Origin of the sequence: Providencia sp. PROV156 (genome assembly GCF_028480905.1) — a bacterium.
GTDB classification, from domain to species: domain Bacteria; phylum Pseudomonadota; class Gammaproteobacteria; order Enterobacterales; family Enterobacteriaceae; genus Providencia; species Providencia hangzhouensis.
On record NZ_JAMPPE010000017.1, the window covers coordinates 95,431 to 116,836 of the forward strand.

Consider the following 21,406-nt stretch of genomic DNA (forward strand, 5'->3'; position numbering starts at 1 on the left):
GCCCCACTTATGGCCTAAGCGGGGCAACTTTGATTATAAATCAAGGACTAATCGTTTAGATTTAGCTCGCGAAACGCACAACATCATCGTTTTCTGCTCAGCTTTTTCATCATCATCGAGGTAGTGGTCACGATGATCAGCCTCTCCCTCAAGTATTGCCGTTTCGCAGGTTCCACAAACCCCATTACGGCATAAACATTCCACGTTAATGCGCTTATCTGCTTCGATTACCTGCAAAATAGACTCATCTTTACCGACTTCCAAACTAAAGCCTGAGCGTTGGAAATAGACTTCAAATGAATCCCCTTCGCTGGCAACTTCGCCAAAATTTTCAAAATGAACCTGTGATTCACCCAAGTGCTGATGACCCTTTTCAATCACCTCATTAATTAATGATTGAGGGCCACATACATACAGATGGCTATTACTTCCTTGTGCTTTAACTAACTGTTCGACAGACATTCGCTGGCCTTGGCTACCGTCATAAAGAAATAAACGCGAGCCAATACGCTGTTGTAAATGTTCAAGAAATGCCGCCGTTGTACTATCACGAAAACAGTAATGAAGTTCAAAATCCATTCCATTTTCTTCTAATTCATAGAGATAAGAGAGAAAAGGCGTGATCCCAATCCCACCGGCGATCAAAATATGCTTACATTGGTTATCCGGTGCTAACGAGAAAAAATTCTGTGCTGGGGACAGATACAAGCTATCCCCTAGCGATAGCTGCTCATGCATAAATGCAGAACCACCTTTCGAGTTTTCATCACGCAAGACAGAAATACAATAGCTGCCACACTGCTGCGGGTCGCTGATTAACGAATATGCACGTTGCAAACCAGCCTGCTCGCCCATATGAACGGTGACATGACTGCCTGCACTAAAAGGCATTAGCGTGCCCTCTTGTGCAGTAAATTCGAACATTTTGATATTTGGGCTAATTTGCTCAATTCGACTGACATTGACTGCAATTTTTTGTTGGTTCATCACAGTGCCCCTCTCATCATTCAATATCTAAACACAGATACTTAGTACTTAAATAATCCTCAATACCATATCGAGAGCCTTCTTTTCCTAAACCTGATTGTTTCACTCCACCAAAGGGAGCAACTTCATTAGAAATTAAGCCTGTATTGATACCGACCATGCCACTTTGTAGTTTTTCAGCTACACGATATACACGACTCACATCACGAGAAAAGAAATAAGCCGCTAAGCCATAAATCGTATTATTGGCGCGAATAATCACTTCATTTTCATCGCTAAAACGAATCAATGTTGCAATGGGACCAAAAATTTCCTCATGAACAATCTTCATTGAGTCATCAACATCAACAAGGACTTTTGGATTAAAGAAATTGCCATACTCCGCTACTTCATTACCTAAGGTTAATTGGCGTGCACCTTTCGCTAGTGCATCCTGTAATAACTCATTCATACCATCAATGGCACGTGTCGTTATCATAGGCCCAATATCAGTTCCTGCTTTAAGGCCATTACCGACTTGCAATTTAGCGACTTCTACAACGAACTTGGTCTGAAATTCATCGAAAATCGTATCTTGAATATAAAAACGGTTCACACAAACACAGGTTTGCCCACCATTGCGAAATTTGGCTTGAACCGCACTTTTTACCGCTTTATCGATATCAGCATCATCAAAAACAATAAAAGGCGCATTTCCTCCCAGTTCGAGTGATGTTTTCTTAATCGTCGATGCGCACTGCTCAGATAGAACTCGGCCAACTTGCGTTGAACCGGTGAACGAAAATTTACTGATAAGCTCATGTTTAGTTAGACGTTCGCCTAGAACACGAGAGTCCCCAGTAATGACGTTAAATATTCCAGCAGGAATGCCCGCTTCATCTGCTAACTGTGCTAAGGCAAGCGCCGTAAAAGGCGTTTCTGTTGCAGGCTTAATGATGATACTACAACCTGCGGCCAGTGCTGGAGCTGCTTTACGGGTGATCATCGCTGCGGGGAAATTCCACGGAGTAATCGCACTACACACACCGATCGGTTGTTTAATCGTTGAAATGCGGTTACTTCCCACTGTTTGCGGGATGGTTTCCCCATAAACACGTTTCCCCTCTTCCGCAAACCATTCAATAAAGGAAGCGGCATAGCGAATTTCACCTTTTGCCTCATTCAGTGGCTTACCTTGCTCGAGCGTCATTAAACGCCCAAGATCATCAACATGGGCTTCAATCAGCTCAAACCAGCGGCGTAGAATGATAGAACGCGCTTTAGCAGTCAGCTTACTCCAACCTTCCATTGCAGAATAAGCATATTCAATCGCCTCATCCACTTGTGTTGCAGACAGGCTGGGGATCGTTCCCAGCACAGATTGGTCAAAAGGATTAGTCACAGGGATTTTTTTATCTGAATCAACCCATTGCCCATTGATGTAACATGACTGACGAAATAATACAGGGTGAGTTAAATGATGCATTTGTGACTTCTCCTTTTATTTTTATAATAAATAACGTGATTACTCAGTGTGTGCACCAGCGACGATTTTATGGAAATGGGCAACGCCGTGCTCGCTGATCCCGCTACGTTGCCTATCTGCCATAATGCGGCCTTGGCCACGATAACCCCGTGAGCGTAATCCTTTTTGTACACTTTCTACCAAGCGCAGATCTTCTGGGCGGAATACGGTGCGATACCATTCCACTAAGTTTTTCTGATATTCGGTCAGTTCTTCATTGAGGAAATAAATATCATAGTGCTGCAAGGTTTCCCCTGCGTTCACTGGAAACTCATAAATTACCGTCATGAAATCCCCGCCTGGAGGCATATTGAACATGGTACTTGGCCAAATCCAAAAACCAAAGAAACGTGGGTCTAAAACAGATTCATCAAACTGATAGGAGGATTCAGAGGGTTTTGCCTTGCCAATTTGAACAGTCCAATTATCCAATAATTGGTGTTCGTATACGTTGACATCCACGGAACTGGCGAAACTCACATGATTGGTTGGGCAGTGATAACATTCAATATAGTTATCAACGATAGTTTTCCAATTAGCAGGAGTATGGCTAACAAAACGCGCTGCCAATTTTAAATCGCTAATGACTCCACAAGCTTCTTGCATTTTTTCGGCTAAGCCAGGAAGTTGCTCTTCAATAGGCTGAGGATCACCTACAGTCATATTTACATAGATAAACCCTGCATGTTCAATAACATGGAAGCTACTTAATGACATTGCATCGGCTTCAAAATTATTCACATTTTCACAATTAGTCGCATGTGCTAATTGGCCATCTAGCTTGAATGCCCACGCGTGGTAAGGGCAAGTAATCACATTTTTGACTTTGCCACTTTCACCGCTGATCAACTGGTGTCCACGGTGTGGACATACATTATAAAAACCACGTAATACATCATCACGACCACGAACAATCACAAGGCTTTCGCCAATGAGCTCACGAGTGATATAGGAATTTTTTTCTTTTACTTCACTAACATGAGCGACACAAACCCATGAATTAGCAAATATTTTTTCTTTTTCATACTCAAAAATATCATTAGACGTGTAATAACGCGCAGGGATTGTCCATGCGTTATCAATATCAAGGTGATCATTAATCGAAATGACTTTAGTTGCATTGCTCATAATTGCCCTCACTTATGTAAACTTATAGTTAACATCTTTTTTGAGAATGTTAATGCAGATCGCATTAATGATCAAATGAAATATTGATAATTTTTTAACCAAAAATATTTAAATCAACAATAACAAATAGTTAATACAATCACCCACAACTTATCTGTTAATGATTGGTTAATTTCTTGTTGACTGCACAATCTTTGCATGGCTATTCTTTGTAAACCAAAAGTAGCATCTAACAAAAAGTACCCTTAAAACACAACGAGTATTCCCTGCAAGCCAACTCTCATAAAAGAAAAATAAGTGAGCAACTGGAGAAGAGGTATGATGAATCACAAAAAATCCGTATTTTACGTGTCGCTAGCTTTTAGCCTAGCGTTAATCAGTTTTGGTGCATTTATTCCTGATAAGCTGGAAGCTTTTTCAAATTCCGCCTTAAGTTTTATCTATAACAATCTAGGTTGGTTTATTCTAGGTTCCGTTTTTATCTTTTTCAGCTTCTGTATGTTTCTTGGTTTTTCCAAATTTGGTCACATACGCCTTGGCGATGACAATGACAAACCGGAATACCGTACAGTCACTTGGATTGCGATGTTATTCAGTGCCTCAATTGGTATAAGTTTGATGTTCTGGGGGGTAGCAGAGCCTGTTTCCTATTATATCAGCCCGCCGATTGGCCAAGGTTCAACAGAACAGTCTGCTAAAGCAGCCATGCAATATGTCTATCTGCATTGGGGTGTTTCTGCATGGGCCTGTTATGCGCTTGTCGGTGTAGCTTTAGGCTATTTCCAATTTAGAAAAAAACTACCATCTTCACTCAGCTCTGTTTTCTATCCATTGATTGGGGATCGGATCTACGGCTCTGTCGGGAAATGGATCAATATATTGGTGATGTTATCCGTCGTCATTGGTATCGCTACATCATTAGGCTTTGGTACACTACAAGTTAACAGTGGTATGAATTACTTATGGGGATTGCCCATTAGTATTTATGTACAAATTGGTTTGATTGCTATTATTACTGTTGTTTATATTGCTTCGACGATTTCCGGGTTACAAGGGGCAATAAAACACCTATCAAACTTAAATATCATACTTGCTCTCGGATTAATGGCATTTATCTTTCTATCTGGCCCAACCCAAACTATCTTAAAAGTTTTATTCCAAGGTATTGGTGATTACGTCCAAAATTTTGTCAGTATGTCATTTCGTACTGAACCCTATAATGACGGTACTTGGATTGCTAACTGGACACTGTTTTACTTTGGTTGGTGGATAGCATGGGCACCGTTAGTTGGCAGCTTTGTGGCTCGTATTTCAAAAGGAAGAACAATCAAAGAATTTATGATTGGCGCAGTATTTATTCCTGTATTAAGTGCTTTTGCATGGTTTGCAGTTATGGGCGGTTCTGCCATCCATTTAATTCAAAACTTAGGGCAAACCGCACTAGCAGATGCTGTAAAAACCGATGTCACATCTGCACTGTTTAAGTTCTTAGATTATTTCCCTGCATCGACATTTATTAGTGTCTTAGCTATTGCCTTGGTACTGATTTTCTTTATCACATCAGCTAACTCGGCGGTATTTGTACTGGGAATGGTCAGTGAAAATGGGAACCCAAATCCGTCTCATGTCACTAAAACCATTTGGGGTGTCATTATTGCAGCAATCGCGATCGTACTAATTATGACCGGCGGATTATCTGGTTTGCAGTCTGCACTGGTCGCCATGGCTGTACCGTTATCCATCATGATGCTAATTATGTGTTATTCCACATATAAAGGCCTCAATGAAGAAGTTAACGCACAAGCTGCAGCAAAAAAAGAGTTAAAAGATAATATCCAACTAATTAATAAACCTATTCTTCCTGAAATTGAAAAATAGTCGTCCATAAAAGCACAAAACCCCAATATGTTATGACACATATTGGGGTTTTAATTATATTAATAATAAATTATTCGTTACTTAAATTTATTCATCAGAAAATAGAGTCAAAGCAAGTACTAAAGCATCTTCTCGGCCTTTTTTAGCAGGGTAGTAATCTTTACGTACCGTCACTTGGTGAAAACCTAGCTTATCGTATAGATGCAAAGCAGATGCATTTGATTCCCTCACTTCTAGCCATAACGTGAGAATGCCTTTCTTTACAAGTTCTTCGATAAGCTGTTCTATCAACAAGCGGCCATACCCTTTCCCTTGGTAATCAGGGTGTATGGCAATATTAAACAAGGTCGCTTCATCAAGAACACACTGTGTTATTGCATAACCAATAATCTGATTATTAACGGATATTTTTATGTTATGGTACTTTTCCCCTTGGTTCCCATAAAAAACTCGCTCAGTCCATGGAAAATCATGGCTTAACTTCTCAATTAAGTAGGCGGTTGCGAGATCAGATTGCTTTAGTGTTGAAATTTTCATCATATTGATAAATTTGTTTCCATAGTGCCCGTTTAGCGCTATAGCTTGTACTTAGCTCAGACAAAACAGGTGAAGTAAACATGACTTTTGAACCTTCAGGCTGGATTTCATCACCTAATACCCAACATGGTGTTATTATTGGTGTTGGGATTAAACCTAATTGCTCTGAATTGACACAAACCACATCGTCCTGTGCAATATTCATGGAAAGAAAAATATCTTTTAGCAATTGGCTATTTAAATCAAGGTTCTCATCAGTAATAATAATAAGCTTAGTCGACGCTGGGATCCTTACACCACGTTCACCACGTAACACGGCAGGATTTCTCACCATCCATTGAGTGATCCCCATTTGTTCTAAAAGCCTGTCACGTCGTGTCATTTGATTTTCCAGTCGCAATTTTACAACCACATCTTATCAAAGGGGATTAATAGCGCCAACAGAGCAATGCTATTTCTCTTATCTTTGGTAAGATGGTCATCGGTTTTTTTATTATTTTAGGAGATTGACAGAATATGTCATTACTGACACCTGCCAGCGAAGTTATTCAACGCCATCTCGAACATTTTACAGATCGTCATGTCATTTTGGCTGGTGACATTCAGGATGAGCTCGCTGCAACCTTAGAAGCAGCTAGTGTTCGTGTCATCACCAACCAGTATCATCACTGGCAACGCTTACAACCGTTAATGGGCGATATGGCGTTATTCTCTGCCACAACACCCGCGGAATTTATCCAGCCTTGCGATACTCTCATTTATTTTTGGCAAAAAAACAAGCAAGAAGCCTGTTTCCAACTCGATGACCTCTGTACTCACCTCGCTGCGGGTAGCCAAATTTTTATCGTTGGCGAAAACCGTAGTGGTGTTAAAAGCGCCGAATCCATTATGGAAGGGATCGCTAGCTTACAAAAAATTGACTCAGCACGCCGCTGTAGCTTGTACTATGGTGAATTAGAACAACCGACAACCTTTGATATTGCTCGCTGGTGGCGTCATTATCAGATTGATAATGTTAGAATTAACGCACTACCAGGGGTATTTAGCCATAATGAGCTTGATATCGGTAGTGATCTACTGTTATCAACGCTAACTGATCCAATGAGCGGCGATCTGCTTGATCTCGCTTGTGGTAATGGGGTGATCGCCGCAGTTCTCGGCTCGCAAAACCCAGAGCTAAAACTCACCTTAAGTGATGTGAGTGCGTCTGCGCTAGATTCCGCTGCATCCACTCTTGAGGCAAACAAACTGGCTGGCAAAATCATCGCAAGTGATGCTTACTCAGATATTAACGATAAATTCGATTGGATTATTTCTAACCCTCCATTCCATGATGGCCTAAACACCAGTTATCGTGCGGTTGAAAATATGATTTACCAAGCCCCTAAATACCTGAAAAAAGGTGGCCATTTGCGGATCGTCGCGAATGCTTTCTTACCGTACCCTGATTTACTCGATAAAGCATTTGGTAGCCATGAAGTACTTGCCAAAACGGGAAAATTCAAAGTTTACCAAGCTGTTAAGCGTTAATTTATTCGCGAATGAATTAGACTAAAGCACAATTTTTCATACGACTTAATGGCGGGTGAACCCTCACCGGCCATTTTTTCATCAATCAAAAATACTACATAAAAAAATTATTGACGTTCGTCGAAATTAGCCTAAAATCCGCACCACATTATTGCTGGTTAAAAGCATTGATGAATCAAAGCTTAGTTAGGTATTGCGAGGGTGGCGGAATTGGTAGACGCGCTAGCTTCAGGTGTTAGTGTCCTATGGACGTGGGGGTTCAAGTCCCCCCTTTCGCACCACTAACTTTGGATAAATCACAATAATGTAGTATTGATGTGACAGTATTGCGAGGGTGGCGGAATTGGTAGACGCGCTAGCTTCAGGTGTTAGTGTCCTTCGGACGTGGGGGTTCAAGTCCCCCCTTTCGCACCACTGGTCAGTCATTTTTTTATAACGTCTTGCCCTTTTGACCTTCTCTGTAATGCTAACGCTGCCTTATCTGACTATTTACTATAAGACAATAGTAAATCATTTGAATAAACCGTTATATTGAATAGCATTCAATTATCAATATCTTTCGATACCACTTTCTTCTGTTCTATTTAATTATTAATTAGATTATAGAGCTACCTTTGTAGTACAAAGGCCATCATAAAACATGCAAGTGAAATCACAGCTGGGATAATCAATAAACGACGAGAACCGCGATTAAATAACATCCCTGCAGTTGCTACCATCATGATAATCATAATGATTTTTAGATTATCTAAGCCCATATTATTGAGTACATAAGCAATGCTCAACAATATCACAGCAAAGACTCCCCAAAGGCCAGCGCCTATACGCTTTAAACCTGTGGTTTTTGATATGCTAGTTGGCATAGTGACCTCAACACTCTTAAATGATAATGATTATCAATAATATCTAGTTTTTAGTAAATTTCAATGCTTTTTTTATTCCACTCCCTATAAATTAACACTTATTTTACAAAATAAAAACTTACGAAAATAGATAAATAAAATGAATATCTTCGGGCTCTAATGCAAATAATTCAGGATCAGGTTGTGCAATTAAGGTGCAGCCTAGGTGTTGATAAAAATGCACTGTATTTTCTGAAGGCGTTGCAGAAATATATAAGCCCTTTGCCCCTTTTTGTATCGCCATTTCAGCGCATTGTTGGAATAACATCCCTGCTAAACCTTGGCCACGGTACGAGTGGCTCACATGCAGGAAAGATAATTGCAGTAAATTTTTTTGCTCACCGCGCCACACATTATCTAAACTTGCGGCAGCAATTAGCTTGCCCTTCTCAAAAACCCCAAGAAATATCGCCCCTTGGTCATAACTTTCCAACAAATGAGGGGTATAGGCTTCAGTTTCGCCTTCTGGCCAACCTTTCATATCAAACCGTTGTTTAGATAGCACCAATTCGCCATTTTGATACAGATAAAGGTTTTCAATTAATTCAGTGCGGTCGATAGACCAAACAGATGGGATTTCATCTCGTTGTAGTTCGCGAACTTCTCTCATTATGCCATTCTCATTATTTGTGCCTATGAAGAAGCACATTTATTGTTATCAGATGATTCAATTTCTCAAGATAACGGATAAAAAAAGAAGTGCAAATATTTAGTAAGTTTATTGAGGAACGGTTGAAAAATAAGGAGAAAATATACTAGAAAATAAAAAAATCCCCCGCAACATCCTATTGCGGAGAATTTTCACTACAGGGTTGGTTTATTGCTTCAATCCCATTGCATCGCGCATGGTAAAGAACAAATCAGTTTGGTCAGTTAGACCCATTACATTTGCCGCATGTGGGCCATAAGCCGCCACACGTAACTGAGCACCGGTGTGCTCTTGAGAATCATCTTCTTCAGAGTTACCGTAATTTACCACCATCACAGAGCCGTCTTTAGTAATCAACGCTTGCGTTAAGCCCGTTGATTTTGTTCCTTCTGGAATAATTTGGCTTGAATGTGAATGGTCAGCAGTCACGATAACTAATGTATCACCATGTTTTTTAGCGAAATCTAAGCCGACTTGTACAGCTTGGTCGAGAGCAACAGTTTCACCAATTTGGCCACATGGGTTTGCTTTATGGTCTTGCTTATCGATAGAGGCACTTTCAACCTGCAAGAAGAAACCATTTGGGTTGACTTCTAACAGCTCAATCGCTTTTTTCGTCATTTGAGCCAATGTTGGTGCATTAGGGTCTAACTTCGCATTCGGTTTACATTCCAATGGCGCATTGTTGATATTACCGTAGTGAACCGCTTTCGGGCCTTCCCATGCAACGGTCATGTTACCATCATGGAATAAGCCCAGAACGGGTTTATCTTGATTTGCGACTTTGATGCTATCTAATGTTTTAGCATCACGCACAATATTGTACCCACGCTCAATAGCCTGTTGTTCCAGAGTTTTGCCTTTGTAGTCACCCGCCTTTGCTTCTTGTTTGAAGCTCTTAGCGCCACCACCAAGCGTGACATCAGGACGAGTTACCAACAGTTGTTCTGAAATTGAACCACGACCGCCATTTTCTAGCGCGTTAGCCGCACATTTTTCTGTTGTTTCCTCAGGGCCATAACATTTACGCGCACTCACATGCGAAAATTGCGCGGCAGGCGTTGCATCTTGAATCTCGGAAGTTGTGACGTTACCCGTCGCTTTACCATTACGTTTAGCTATCTCAATTAATGTTTCATGATCATTACCAAATACATCAATCCCTAATGCACCATTGTAGGTTTTCACACCGGAAGACCACGCAGTGGCAGACGCCGCAGAGTCAGTTACATAGTCGGGTTTTTGTGTTTTTTTATCTAACGCATAATGGGTATATTGGCCAGTGATTGGCAGGGCATCAATACCTTTAAAGAACCCTGAAGCGCCTTCTGCATAGTTACGAGCAACAGTAATCTCAGAGTCACCCATACCATCACCAATAAATAAAATCACATTTTTGGCTTGGCCATTGTGAAGTGCGGCTTTCATGATATCAGTTTGCTCTGTCGCTAAACGACGCGCACCACCAAATTTGGTGATATCACCTTGAGCCGCACGGTTTTCTGACACCGCATCATTTTTATCAGCCGCGTAGGCAGGGACTGTACTCCCTAAAATTAAAGTACTTACCGTGACAGCTAAAAGGGATTTCATAAAATTACCAGTCATAACTGTTTCCTTGCCAATCAATAATGAAAAGAGAAGATGTATATTTCAAATAATGAAAGGCATGCTAAAGGAGCTAGATGACAGTTGAATGACGCTTTTATGGCGAAATGAAGACGTTAGTCATAAATGTAAAAAAGCAGCTAAATGTAAGCTGCTTTTTGTGAATGAGCGTTAGGGCTATTTACCATTGTGACGCAAGTTGGTTTGTTCCCTCATAAAGCGTTTCACACCAAGAAACATAGTCGTGCCCGCTAGGGAGTTCAATGGCATCAACTTGATAACCTTTATGTTTTAGAACATCGAATAACCGGTAGTGGTTTTGAATAATTCCCCCCCAACTACCACGTTGTTCAAAAAGGCCAGCCTCAAGGAAAAAACGGATCGGTTGTGTTGGCATCATTTCGATTTCACGAATCAACCATTCAGGGTCTTTATCCTTCGGAGCCCACCAATAAGATCCTGACATGCTAATGACATTACCGAAAATTTCAGGATGCTGTAACGCATTCCATGTCGCCCCAAGCCCTCCATAACTGGAACCCGCAATAATCGTATGGCTTGCAGGTGCTTGAATTCCCATTTCCGCGAGTTGGGGCATAAGTTCATCCGCCAGCAACTTAGGAAAGGCATCATTAGGAGGAAGCTCATCACCACGACGCGCTGAATTGATGCTATCCACAAATACAATATTCATAGCAGGAAAATTCCCCTGATTTATCCACTTATCAAAAAATTTCTCCATCTGATAGTCTTTCAGGTAAATTTGTCCATCTAATAACACCAATAGCGCCGGAGCTTCCATTGGTATATTAGGCTGATAAACCGTTATTTTTCTTTCGTTTTTTAATACCTGGCTCGTCAACGTAAATGTCTCTAAACGGCCTTTAATCTGCCTGTTTTCTACATCAGGGAAGTGACATTGGCGTATGTTCGGTACCAATGATAACAACGAAAAACGGTTATATTTATCTACGCGTTGCGAAGGAATAACATGAGAATTATAAGGATCAGACTGCGCTGTGACTAAAATCGCTTTACGTTGAGCAAAGCCGCCCTCAGGCACAGAAGGTATATCCGGTGCAATTTTATATTGTAATAACGTATCATTAGGAATGATAAAAGAACGATACCAAATATCCGTTCCCGCCAAGTGGGCCATTCTTTCGTGATTACCTGACGGCGCCCCTAGAATATAGGCATTTGCTTTCGCGCCACGCCAAAGAAATGTCACGCGTTTTTGTCGATTTGAAAACGCCTCAACCAGGGGGGTTCCTTGCGCGGCGACAGCTTGCCAAAATGCGCTTGTATCACCATTTTGATAATGTTCATCAAGCAAACTTTGTAGCATCGGGCTAATAGGTTCATTATCTTTTTTAATGGCTAAAGGCTGATACTGGCTGATGTCAAACTTTAATTGCCAAGGTTTACCCGGCTCACCATTCAACGCTAGATAATAAACCCCATTTTCTGATACTACATAATCTGCGCTATGGGGCTCTTGTACTGAACCATACTCTTGCAATGCACGCACTGGCTGCTTATTGGAATCCAATAACAGGACCTTGGAAAGACCTTCACCACGTTGTTTTATAAAATCTTGCTGTGATACTTCAAAAGATAAGCAACTATGACCTTCGTCGCTATCATGCACCCCTTCAGCAAAGGAAAGCTCAGATAAACGTATGCAGTCAGAATGCGTTGCCATTGCAGCAGATGACAACAACATACAACCTAAAAGAGGCAAAGATTTCACATCAAATTCCAGCAAGTCAATTGATAATAATTATTACTATCAAAAAACTCTTTTAAACTCAATGGCTCACAGCACGTTTTTCCATCAGTTGGTTAATTAACTGCAGCGCACTCAATAAATAATAACGTTGTTTTTGTATTAATCTCAAATAACGACGAGTCGCTGGGATGCGGCTCACCATTTCTGATGCCGTATAAGGCTCTATTTCACAACGCCAACGGCCACTGCTAAACTCTATCTTGCAATGATTAAATTCCAGCTCTTCTAATGTTTGCCGAATAACGGGGTATTCATTCAACCACTCGATAACTTTATGACCATCCATTTGTTTCGATACAAAATGGATATGTTTTTTCTTTATACTCCCACGGGTTTTTACTTCAATTGTTGCATTGATATCATTAGTACACTGGCCAGATACCGCAAAGCGGCTATATACGATAAAAGCGAGAAACAATTTTCTTGGTCGCTCAGTTACCTCAATGGTTAGCTCAGGCTGAGGCTGTACAAGGAGCACTCCGGGTGCTCCCCACTCACATGGATAAGGCGCCATGTCCTTTTCAACACGGTTAAGTGTCAATCCTGTTTGATATCCGGCAGGCAAACGTTGCTGAGTGAGCTTACCGATTCTTTCCCACAAAGATGGTTTAGGCGAGGTTACGTAATGGCTCAAGTTGGCCTCCTTCCATTTCTTCATCAGCAAAGGAATTCGATAAAACGGATTCAACATCTACAGGTTTAAATGGGTTAACTTTCTGTACGAAAACAGTCCAAATTAATGCATATCCTGCTGTTAAACCTAACATAATGGCAAAGGGAATATAGACATCCGACTTATTCATGCCAGGAGGAGTGATATACACAATAGCTAAAATAATTCCGACACTCGAAATAATTTGCGGTATAGGGAAAAAAGGCGAACGATAGGCACGATGTAAGTCAGGTCGACGAATGCGCAATAACACCACTGAAATCGTTACCAACAAGTAAGCCGTCCCCCAAGAACACACTGCCGCCAGTACCAATGGAATGATACGGTCAAGGTCACCTTGAATAGCAAAAGCGTGCAAACATGGGATCATCACAGCGACTAAAATACCGAATACCGGGGTTTTGAAACGCGGATGCAAATAAGCAAAAATACGTGGCAATGCCCCATCAAGCGCCATTCCATAAAGAATACGAGGAACCGCTGCCATTAACGTATTAATGGTTGCTCCACCAGCCAATAATAATGCGACACCTATCCAATACTTCCCAAACTCACCCATGACAATTTCGGCGAATGCAGGGATTGCCATCGGTGTTTCAAGTAAGCGTGTGCCTGTTTGTGGGTCAACGACCACATTTTCCACTTGGTTCGCTAGAGCTGCACCGAATAACACCATACAGAGTGCGACGCAGAATAAACCCGTGGTCATCGCGCGAGGGATCACCTTGGCAGAATTTTTAATTTCAGGCGCCATTGGAGTAACAAGTTCACAACCAACAAACATAAACATTGCCATCCCCACAAAACTAAGGATGAGCGTTGGATCCGTATTGAGTGGCTGACCAAACCAGCCGTCCATATCGACATGAAACGGCAACATCAAACCGCTCACACTAAAAATCACTAACGTAGACCACATGGCGAATGTCAGTACAACCTCGACCTTACCAAAGGCCTCAATACCAAATGCATTTAAAATCCCAAACGTGACAACTAATCCCACGCCGACCATCCAAGATGAATTACTGGTCTCTAGGACAGTATTGAGATGCTCAAAGTTAACGAGCGCCATAATTCCTGAAAGGATCGTTTCGGCAGTTCCTGCAAACACATGCACAATCAAATAAGCCGAAAGTGCGCCAGTTATCGCCCAAAAACGCCCCATTCCACACGATATATAGTCATATACGGACCCTGAAGTTGGTAGAATAGCCGCAGCCTCCGAAAATGTGGTTAGCTGAGCTTGCATCATAATGAAGCTGAATAACACCGCTAGGGCGAATGTATCACCACCAATACCGAATCCACTCGTAACGGTTAAAATAACGGGGCTAGCCATAATCAAGCCGGCAGAACTCGCCAATGTAGTCGGAAAGCCAACTTTCCCTTTTTCTAAATGTGTCGACAATTTTGAGGATAAATTCATTTTACATCCCTCTCACTCTCTACTCAGCCATAAATGTGAATTTTTTGTAAAAACAAAGTAACTACATATCCACTATAGAAATAAGCCTAAACAAGCTGCTATCGTCCTAAAGAACGATACCTAGAGAGAGGGGAAATAAAATACAACTCGCGAAAAGTACCCATATTTTGAAGGGCAAAAAAAATAATCAAAGTAATATCAATATGTAGCAAATAAATTACTCATTAATATATTAATAAACAACTCCCTAAAGATACCAAAAAGCACCAAATCAATATTTATGGGGTTTTCATCAGTTTTAAATACTGTTATCAACTTCACGTTATTAATATGTTTATTTTATGTTAACCGCATTAAGAGGCATGATAATAATTCGATTAATACGCAAGGGAATATGATGACTTCACCATTATTCGAGCCTCATCAACAAACATTAATTGATTGCTGCCTAAATACCATTGCTCATATTATTCCGGTTTCCGCATTGGTGTATTACCTAGTGAATGATCATTGCCAGCCAGATAACTACGTTCTTCATGGGATCTCAGCAAAAATGCACGAAGAATATCTCACTTATTTTCACCAATTAGACCCTTTGCACCCCGACCATTTTCGCAGTGATGACTTACGCTTAGTGAGAATGGATTCTGAAATACGCCAGCAAAATCAGGCTTTTTTCTATGATTTTATGCAGCCAAATAACATGGCTGACATGGCAGAAATATTTATTCGCCGTAAAAATAAAATTATTGCGGGGATTTCGGTGCTGCGAGACAGCCCATTTAGCCAGCAAGAAATCATGCGATTAAATGCTATCTTGCCTGTCGCTGAACTAATGACATTCGATGTGTTACCCGACTCGCTAGTGTCTTATACTCCTAAAGAACAAGAAATCATCCATTTAGTACGGGAAGGCGCAAGTAACAAGCGAATTGCATTATTATTGGGAGTTTCACTATCAACAGTGAAGACTCACTTACGCAATATCTTCACTAAAGCGAATGTGACAAACCGAACCGAGCTTGTATCATCAGGGTTTATCATTCGCCAAGAAAAGCTCTAATTTGTTTAACGACCACCTACGGCATCTATTTTCATCGCTTTCTCGACAAGAAATCATTATCCACCTTCTTCATAACTCACGCTTTTACTTTTCCTGTATTTAAATACAAAAAAACCGGCACGATGGCCGGGAAATGTTGATTAATTAAATATAAATCGAACACTAATAACGCACCATGACAGATTTTAACTCTGTGTAATACTCAATAAAGGCACTACCAAATTCACGGCCAATACCCGATGATTTAACACCACCAAATGGGACTGCTGGGTCAAGGAAGGTATGCATATTCACCCATACGGTTCCCGCTTCAATGCGCGAAATCATACGCATCGCTTTACTGAGATCATTTGTCCATAAACTCGCAGCTAAACCAAATGGAGTGCTATTCATCATCTCAATAAGTTCTTCTTCATCATCGTAGCTTAAGAAAGTCCCTATTGGCCCAAATGTTTCCTCTTTCATCAATACATCATTTGGGCTATTAGCACGAATAATGGTTGGAGGCACAAAATACCCAGCACCTGCAATGGGCTGACCACCATAAATAATTTCACTGCCATCTTGGCGAGCTTTTTCAAACAGACCTAAGATTTTTTCATAATGCGCTTTATTTGCCAGCGGCCCCATTTCGGTTGTTTCATCTAATGGAGAACCCACTTTCATCGCAGACAAACGCGTTTTTAGTTCTGCTAGTACTTCATCCATCAATTTAGAGGGAATATAGAACCGCTCAGCAGCTGCACAAATTTGCCCTTGGTTTAGATATCCCGCTTCAATAATCCCATTAACAATTTTTTCAACCGGTAGGTCAGCTAAGAATGCAGCGCCGTTTTTCCCACCAAGTTCAAGTGTGACTCGGGTTAATTTACCTTCCATCGCTGAGCGCCCTACCGCCAGACCTGTTGGTACTGAACCCGTAAATGTCACTTTAGAACAAAGTGGATGATGAATCAGTGCAGGCCCAACTTCACGACCACCACCATTCACGATATTAATTACACCGTCAGGTACCCCTGCCTCTTTTGCTAATTCCACCACCCTTAGCATAGTTAGCGGGGTAAATTCACTTGGTTTCAACACAATCGTGCAACCGCATGTTAAAGCGGCAGCTAATTTCCAAATGGAAATCATGATCGAAAAATTCCAAGGAATGATACCGGCGACAACGCCAACGGGTTCACGCTGAGTAAATGCAGAATATTTCTCACCATCAAAAGAAGGCAATGAGACATTCAATGTCTCTCCACTGATTTTTGTCGCCCAACCGGCAAAATAACGCAAGAACTGGGCAGATGAGCCCACTTCAAGAAAACGAGATAATTGAATGGTTTTACCTGAACATAACGTCTCTAGCTGGGCTAATTCTTCAAGGTGTTTTTCAAGTAGGTCAGCAAGGCGGTTTAAGCAATTCCCTCTTTCCATTGGTGTGGTATTTGCCCAAACCCCTTTAAATGCAGTATGAGCCGCATCCATTGCGGCATCAACTTCGGCTAAAGTCCCTTCTTTTACTTTAGCAATAACCTGTTCAGTGGCAGGGTTAACAACATCAAAAAAAGTATCGCCCTTGCCAGAAACCGGTAACCCGTTGATAAAATGGCCGTGTTGACGCTTCAAGAACTCGCTGACTTCTGGTAATAGGGTTAACTCACTCATTGTTATCACTCCACTCAATAGAAACTAATTAGGCATTTACACAAGCTAGGTAATGTTTTACGAAGCGTGGTGTATCAATTTCCCATAAAACTTCGGTACCTTTAGCAGCAAACCATGTATCGCCTTTATGGTATTCAACCGTCACACCGGTTTTCACATCCGTTAACTTCACCGAACCTTCGTGGACTGTCGCCATTTCATCAAATGGATACACCATTTTGAACTTACCTTTAGTGCAAGCAAAAATACCACAGGTTAGATTATCCGTTGGTTCACCGTGGATCATCGCAACACTCGCTTGAGGGTCGCCTTCAACAACCACAGAACCTAAATTTGTCACGCTACCAATATTTAATAGTTCTGGCAGTGGTTTGTTTAACAGTAATGGACTAATCATAATTTTTTTACCTTTAATCGATTTAAATAAACTAGTTAGGCGGATAACGAATTAACGGCGACCTTGCCAATAACCGGATGTTTGATGCATTATTTTTGCCAGTGAAACAATCACATTACGCATGCTATCTTTACCAATAATATTGGCGTGCGGGATAGAACTCATTAAGTCATAACGATGAGAACCTTCTACCATCCCTTCAGCCAGGACTTTGCACACAATCTGGCTAGGCGTAACACCAAAACCTGAATAGCCCTGCGCATAAAACACATTTTTATGTTGTGGTAATGAGCCAATTTGTGGAAATAAATTTGCACTACATGCCATTGGTCCACCCCAAGCTAATTCAATTTTGACATCTTTGAGATAGGGAAAGACTTTTAGCATTAAATTACGATTCCATGCTTTAAGATCAGATGGAATGTATTCAAGAAAATGCGTTGAACTGCCGAATAAGAGGCGATTTTCATTCGTCACTCGGTAGTAATCAATAACTGGACGAATATCACTATAAGCACCACGGATTGGGCTAATTTGCTCGATCAATTCATCAGGCAACTCTTCCGTCATTAATTGATATGCGTAAGTATTAATGGTCTTAGGGTAGATCGTCGGCTCAAGGCCATTTAAAAATGAATCACAAGCCCACAGCATTTTTTGTGCTTTGACCGTTCCCATCGCAGTTCTAACCTTGATGGTATTACCATACTCAACATTTAATACTTGGCTATTCTCAAATATTTTAGCGCCATATATTTCACTAACCGCTTTCGCTTCACCTAACAATAAGTTCAATGAATGTACATGCCCACCGCCCATGTGTTTGATACCACAGGTATAAGCATCAGAACCAATAATCTGTTTTAGTTCTGAGCCACTGTAAAATTCAATTTCTTCCTCAGGATCGACAGACTTGAAATCTTTTAGCCAACTACGCAAGGTCTTTTCTTGGCGCTTATTGCTTCCTAAGTATGCATAACCACGGCAAAAGTCTGCATCAATATCATATTTAGCGATGCGATCACGCATGATCCCTGCGCCCATATTACTGAGTTTAAAAATTGTTTCTAAACCCTCTGGCCCGACATATTTTTTAATTGCATCGATGTCATGACCAATACCCGCCATCACTTGGCCGCCATTACGCCCTGAGCCACCGTAGCCAAGATGCCGTCCTTCCAAAATAGCGATATTGGTAATCCCTTTCTCACACAACTCAAGTGCGGTATGGATCCCAGAAAAGCCGCCACCAATAATCACGACGTCAACATCAAGATCTTCCTTTAATGTAGGAAAACGTAAGTCATATTTCTTAGTCGCAGCATAGTAAGTCAATGATTCTACTTGGTTATTCATTATGGATACCCTGTTTAGTATCTTTCGATAACCTGATTATCTTAACCTTACATTAACAATTACATATCCCTTTAGGGATATTCGAAACATAAAGTTAACAATTGTGATGCAAGTAGAATATTTAAATAATAATAAAATTTATAAAATCAAAAAATATAAGATTATAAACAATTAGTTATATAACCATTACCATATTAATAATGATGATTATTAATTGAATTTTAGTTTATTAAGATCATCTAGACAAAAACAAAAAAATAACGCAGCAATAAAAAAGATAACAGCCATAAAACACTTTTAAATCATTAGGTTAAAATAAATATAAAAACACATTATACTTAGCTTAACCTATTCATTAATAAGTTAAATAATTCAACCTGTGAATTAATACTTAATTTTTGATAGATATTCTTACGGTGATTTTTCACTGTCCCTAAACTAATGAAAAGTGCCTGTGCAATTTGTGGTGAACCTTTGCCCGCTAAGATTAATTCGACAACTTCACACTCTCTCGGTGTTAACCCAAATCGTGTTTGCATGTCTGTATTTTGGTAGTGATTCGACACCGAAGAAGGAGAAACATCTTTATGAAGTTTGACCATGCTACGAATGATATCGAAGGCATCTTTAAGTGGCGCTTGCGTATATTTTTCCGAGAAAAAAGGCCTATCTTCATTACCAAAAAAAATACCTAACTGCCTATTAGTTGAAATATCTAACAGCAACCCTGCCTCATCGCACCACCCTGTTTTACGATAAAAATTGAGATAATAGTCCGTATGATAAAATCCTTTAGGTGCGAGTTCTTTTAGTGTTAATACTTTAGAAGCCCCGCCTTTTTGGATTTCTTGGTAGAATGGGTCCATTAAATAAGCACCTCGTTGATAGATTCTGTTAATACTATCGCTATTACGGCGCTCTACTTTGGAAAGAAATCGAGGTGGAGCTCCTTTTTCAAAGGAGTAAACAATCGCATTATCGAATGCAATAAGTGAAGACAACCATGATAATAAATTAGGATAAAACTGATTAGTTGCAACAGAATCAATAACATCAGGTAATCTTTCTAGATAGTTCTCCATTCTGCCTCCTCAATCATTAAGTCGTTAATAAAACCATCTGGGCGGTTTCATTTATATTGCTTAAAACTACATAAAGAACACATTATCTTTATAAACTCAACACGATTGTTATTAATATGTTAATCACATCACTCTCCATTAGTAACCCTAATGAATAATTTCATTACATTAGTATTCACAAAAATAGAACTTACATCACATAAAAATAAATATATCCATATATTATGTCAATTAAACGTAAATAACCTAATAAATGGAGAAATAATGTCTAACAATAAAATTATTATCGATTGTGACCCCGGCCACGATGATGCAATGGCAATTTTCTTAGCATTAGGCAATTCAAATATAGAGTTACTTGCGGTAACTACAGTCGTCGGAAACCAAACATTAGATAAAGTTACTCATAACGCACGCGCAATTATGGAATTCGTTAGTGCAAATGATATCCCTATCGCCGCAGGTTGCTCTAGGCCACTAGTGAGAACAATACAGACTGCGCCAGAAGTTCATGGTACAACAGGCCTTGACGGTACTCATCTCCCCGACCCCAAGCTCCCTATTGATCAGCGCCATGCTGTTGACCTAATTATTGATACACTCAAATCACATCCGCCTAAAACAATTACTCTCGTTCCTATTGGGGGGCTAACAAATATTGCTTTGGCAGTGAGAAAAGCACCTGAAATTGTAGAATTAGTAAAAGAAGTTGTTTTAATGGGAGGAGGCTACCATACAGGCAATCGAACTGCAGTCGCTGAATTCAATATCCTTATAGACCCTGAGGCTGCTCATATTGTGTTTAATGAAACTTGGCCTATCACTATGATTGGGTTAGATCTTACACATCAAGCAAGGCCAGACGACCAAATAATGGAAACAATTGCAGCGTTAAACACACCTGTAAGTGATTTTGTTGTTGAATCCCTAAATTACTACACTGCAGGTTACCGCAGACGTAATGGCTATACTAACCATGCCCCTGTCCACGACCTATGTGCTGTTGCTTATGTTATCGACCCATCCATAATGGAAACGATTAAAGCTCCGATTGATATCGAACTGCAAGGTGCTTTAACAACGGGTATGACGGTGACTGACTTTCGCCACCCCGCTAAAGCAGATTGCCACACACAAGTCGCTACAAAGTTAGATAACCCAAAGTTATGGGATATGTTTATTGCTTCTCTAAAGCAATTAGCAAAATAGAAACAAAAAAGGTAGCCTATAAAAATAGC

19 protein-coding genes and 2 tRNA genes are annotated in these 21,406 nt (G+C 40.4%); 6 read left to right on the plus strand and 15 right to left on the minus strand.

Features of this window, described 5'->3' with window-relative positions; translation table 11 throughout:
* Positions 1 to 33 precede the first annotated feature (33 nt).
* The 3 genes from PSF31_RS13710 to PSF31_RS13720 are packed head-to-tail and all read right to left on the minus strand — an operon-like array spanning position 34 to position 3,619.
* Positions 34 to 987, minus strand: coding sequence for a PDR/VanB family oxidoreductase (locus tag PSF31_RS13710; RefSeq protein WP_096864555.1), 954 nt, complete (start codon positions 985 to 987; stop codon positions 34 to 36).
* A 16-nt stretch (positions 988 to 1,003) separates the two neighbouring features.
* Positions 1,004 to 2,452, minus strand: coding sequence for an NAD-dependent succinate-semialdehyde dehydrogenase (locus PSF31_RS13715; RefSeq protein ID WP_096864556.1), 1,449 nt, complete (start codon positions 2,450 to 2,452; stop codon positions 1,004 to 1,006).
* A gap of 39 nt (positions 2,453 to 2,491) precedes the next feature.
* Positions 2,492 to 3,619, minus strand: coding sequence for an aromatic ring-hydroxylating oxygenase subunit alpha (locus PSF31_RS13720; RefSeq protein ID WP_096864557.1), 1,128 nt, complete (start codon positions 3,617 to 3,619; stop codon positions 2,492 to 2,494).
* 318 nt (positions 3,620 to 3,937) lie between these two features.
* On the opposite strand from PSF31_RS13720, the gene PSF31_RS13725 reads away from it, so the two are divergent.
* A complete protein-coding gene (locus PSF31_RS13725) occupies positions 3,938 to 5,497 on the plus strand; it encodes a BCCT family transporter (protein WP_197739766.1) in 1,560 nt (519 codons plus the stop codon).
* 87 nt (positions 5,498 to 5,584) lie between these two features.
* On the opposite strand, the gene rimI is transcribed toward PSF31_RS13725, so the two are convergent.
* The gene (rimI, locus tag PSF31_RS13730; RefSeq protein ID WP_004905758.1) at positions 5,585 to 6,037 is read right to left on the minus strand and encodes a ribosomal protein S18-alanine N-acetyltransferase; all 453 of its coding nucleotides are present in this window, start codon (positions 6,035 to 6,037) and stop codon (positions 5,585 to 5,587) included.
* The gene (locus tag PSF31_RS13735) at positions 6,006 to 6,416 is read right to left on the minus strand and encodes a DNA polymerase III subunit psi (RefSeq protein WP_036958569.1); all 411 of its coding nucleotides are present in this window, start codon (positions 6,414 to 6,416) and stop codon (positions 6,006 to 6,008) included. Before PSF31_RS13735 ends, rimI begins: the two co-directional genes overlap by 32 nt.
* Positions 6,417 to 6,550: 134 nt before the next feature.
* On the opposite strand from PSF31_RS13735, the gene rsmC reads away from it, so the two are divergent.
* From rsmC to PSF31_RS13750, 3 genes are all read left to right on the plus strand, one after another.
* On the plus strand, positions 6,551 to 7,564 hold the full coding sequence (gene rsmC, locus PSF31_RS13740; protein ID WP_164561226.1) for a 16S rRNA (guanine(1207)-N(2))-methyltransferase RsmC: 1,014 nt from the start codon (positions 6,551 to 6,553) through the stop codon (positions 7,562 to 7,564).
* A 195-nt stretch (positions 7,565 to 7,759) separates the two neighbouring features.
* Positions 7,760 to 7,845, plus strand: a tRNA-Leu gene (locus PSF31_RS13745).
* A gap of 47 nt (positions 7,846 to 7,892) precedes the next feature.
* Positions 7,893 to 7,978 (plus strand) — tRNA-Leu (locus tag PSF31_RS13750).
* Between the two features lie 194 nt (positions 7,979 to 8,172).
* Here PSF31_RS13750 and PSF31_RS13755 read toward each other — a convergent pair.
* The 6 genes from PSF31_RS13755 to PSF31_RS13780 form a co-directional block, all read right to left on the minus strand.
* Positions 8,173 to 8,427, minus strand: coding sequence for a DUF1435 family protein (locus PSF31_RS13755; RefSeq protein ID WP_004905763.1), 255 nt, complete (start codon positions 8,425 to 8,427; stop codon positions 8,173 to 8,175).
* Positions 8,428 to 8,545: 118 nt separating this feature from the next.
* Positions 8,546 to 9,076: a GNAT family N-acetyltransferase gene (locus PSF31_RS13760; protein WP_096865183.1), complete on the minus strand. Its 531-nt coding sequence runs from the start codon at positions 9,074 to 9,076 to the stop codon at positions 8,546 to 8,548.
* A 207-nt stretch (positions 9,077 to 9,283) separates the two neighbouring features.
* Complete coding sequence (phoA, locus tag PSF31_RS13765; protein ID WP_004905768.1) at positions 9,284 to 10,723, minus strand: alkaline phosphatase; 1,440 nt, start codon at positions 10,721 to 10,723, stop codon at positions 9,284 to 9,286.
* Positions 10,724 to 10,904: 181 nt separating this feature from the next.
* On the minus strand, positions 10,905 to 12,476 hold the full coding sequence (locus PSF31_RS13770; RefSeq protein WP_272683201.1) for an alpha/beta hydrolase-fold protein: 1,572 nt from the start codon (positions 12,474 to 12,476) through the stop codon (positions 10,905 to 10,907).
* Positions 12,477 to 12,534: 58 nt separating this feature from the next.
* On the minus strand, positions 12,535 to 13,149 hold the full coding sequence (locus tag PSF31_RS13775) for a DUF3156 family protein (RefSeq protein WP_228677488.1): 615 nt from the start codon (positions 13,147 to 13,149) through the stop codon (positions 12,535 to 12,537).
* A complete protein-coding gene (locus tag PSF31_RS13780; protein WP_094962716.1) occupies positions 13,124 to 14,614 on the minus strand; it encodes an APC family permease in 1,491 nt (496 codons plus the stop codon). Before PSF31_RS13780 ends, PSF31_RS13775 begins: the two co-directional genes overlap by 26 nt.
* A gap of 397 nt (positions 14,615 to 15,011) precedes the next feature.
* Here PSF31_RS13780 and PSF31_RS13785 point away from each other — a divergent pair, with 397 nt between their 5' ends.
* Positions 15,012 to 15,677 (plus strand): helix-turn-helix transcriptional regulator, encoded by a 666-nt coding sequence (locus tag PSF31_RS13785; protein WP_096865184.1) that lies wholly within the window; start codon positions 15,012 to 15,014, stop codon positions 15,675 to 15,677.
* 162 nt (positions 15,678 to 15,839) lie between these two features.
* Here PSF31_RS13785 and PSF31_RS13790 read toward each other — a convergent pair whose 3' ends face one another.
* The 4 genes from PSF31_RS13790 to PSF31_RS13805 all read right to left on the minus strand — a co-directional run bounded on the left by PSF31_RS13790 (position 15,840) and on the right by PSF31_RS13805 (position 20,168).
* Positions 15,840 to 17,333, minus strand: coding sequence for an aldehyde dehydrogenase family protein (locus PSF31_RS13790; protein ID WP_096865185.1), 1,494 nt, complete (start codon positions 17,331 to 17,333; stop codon positions 15,840 to 15,842).
* Between the two features lie 28 nt (positions 17,334 to 17,361).
* Positions 17,362 to 17,730, minus strand: a complete 369-nt coding sequence (locus PSF31_RS13795; protein ID WP_096865186.1) for a cupin domain-containing protein — start codon at positions 17,728 to 17,730, stop codon at positions 17,362 to 17,364.
* A 51-nt stretch (positions 17,731 to 17,781) separates the two neighbouring features.
* Entirely contained in the window at positions 17,782 to 19,086 is a 1,305-nt protein-coding gene (locus PSF31_RS13800; RefSeq protein ID WP_004905784.1) for an NAD(P)/FAD-dependent oxidoreductase, read from the minus strand.
* Positions 19,087 to 19,424: 338 nt separating this feature from the next.
* Entirely contained in the window at positions 19,425 to 20,168 is a 744-nt protein-coding gene (locus tag PSF31_RS13805; RefSeq protein WP_004905785.1) for a helix-turn-helix transcriptional regulator, read from the minus strand.
* A gap of 264 nt (positions 20,169 to 20,432) precedes the next feature.
* Here PSF31_RS13805 and uriH point away from each other — a divergent pair, with 264 nt between their 5' ends.
* Entirely contained in the window at positions 20,433 to 21,377 is a 945-nt protein-coding gene (gene uriH / locus PSF31_RS13810) for a uridine-preferring nucleoside hydrolase UriH (RefSeq protein ID WP_094962712.1), read from the plus strand.
* Positions 21,378 to 21,406 lie beyond the last annotated feature (29 nt).

Excerpts from the sequence above, each read along its gene's own strand:
- PSF31_RS13710 (WP_096864555.1), bottom strand. The coding sequence starts at position 987 with ATGAACCAACAAAAAATTGCAGTCAATGTCAGTCGAATTGAGCAAATT.
- PSF31_RS13715 (WP_096864556.1), bottom strand. The coding sequence starts at position 2,452 with ATGCATCATTTAACTCACCCTGTATTATTTCGTCAGTCATGTTACATC.
- PSF31_RS13720 (WP_096864557.1), bottom strand. The coding sequence starts at position 3,619 with ATGAGCAATGCAACTAAAGTCATTTCGATTAATGATCACCTTGATATT.
- PSF31_RS13725 (WP_197739766.1), top strand. The coding sequence starts at position 3,938 with ATGATGAATCACAAAAAATCCGTATTTTACGTGTCGCTAGCTTTTAGC.
- rimI (WP_004905758.1), bottom strand. The coding sequence starts at position 6,037 with ATGATGAAAATTTCAACACTAAAGCAATCTGATCTCGCAACCGCCTAC.
- PSF31_RS13735 (WP_036958569.1), bottom strand. The coding sequence starts at position 6,416 with ATGACACGACGTGACAGGCTTTTAGAACAAATGGGGATCACTCAATGG.
- rsmC (WP_164561226.1), top strand. The coding sequence starts at position 6,551 with ATGTCATTACTGACACCTGCCAGCGAAGTTATTCAACGCCATCTCGAA.
- PSF31_RS13755 (WP_004905763.1), bottom strand. The coding sequence starts at position 8,427 with ATGCCAACTAGCATATCAAAAACCACAGGTTTAAAGCGTATAGGCGCT.
- PSF31_RS13760 (WP_096865183.1), bottom strand. The coding sequence starts at position 9,076 with ATGAGAGAAGTTCGCGAACTACAACGAGATGAAATCCCATCTGTTTGG.
- phoA (WP_004905768.1), bottom strand. The coding sequence starts at position 10,723 with ATGACTGGTAATTTTATGAAATCCCTTTTAGCTGTCACGGTAAGTACT.
- PSF31_RS13780 (WP_094962716.1), bottom strand. The coding sequence starts at position 14,614 with ATGAATTTATCCTCAAAATTGTCGACACATTTAGAAAAAGGGAAAGTT.
- PSF31_RS13785 (WP_096865184.1), top strand. The coding sequence starts at position 15,012 with ATGACTTCACCATTATTCGAGCCTCATCAACAAACATTAATTGATTGC.
- PSF31_RS13790 (WP_096865185.1), bottom strand. The coding sequence starts at position 17,333 with ATGAGTGAGTTAACCCTATTACCAGAAGTCAGCGAGTTCTTGAAGCGT.
- PSF31_RS13795 (WP_096865186.1), bottom strand. The coding sequence starts at position 17,730 with ATGATTAGTCCATTACTGTTAAACAAACCACTGCCAGAACTATTAAAT.
- PSF31_RS13800 (WP_004905784.1), bottom strand. The coding sequence starts at position 19,086 with ATGAATAACCAAGTAGAATCATTGACTTACTATGCTGCGACTAAGAAA.
- PSF31_RS13805 (WP_004905785.1), bottom strand. The coding sequence starts at position 20,168 with ATGGAGAACTATCTAGAAAGATTACCTGATGTTATTGATTCTGTTGCA.
- uriH (WP_094962712.1), top strand. The coding sequence starts at position 20,433 with ATGTCTAACAATAAAATTATTATCGATTGTGACCCCGGCCACGATGAT.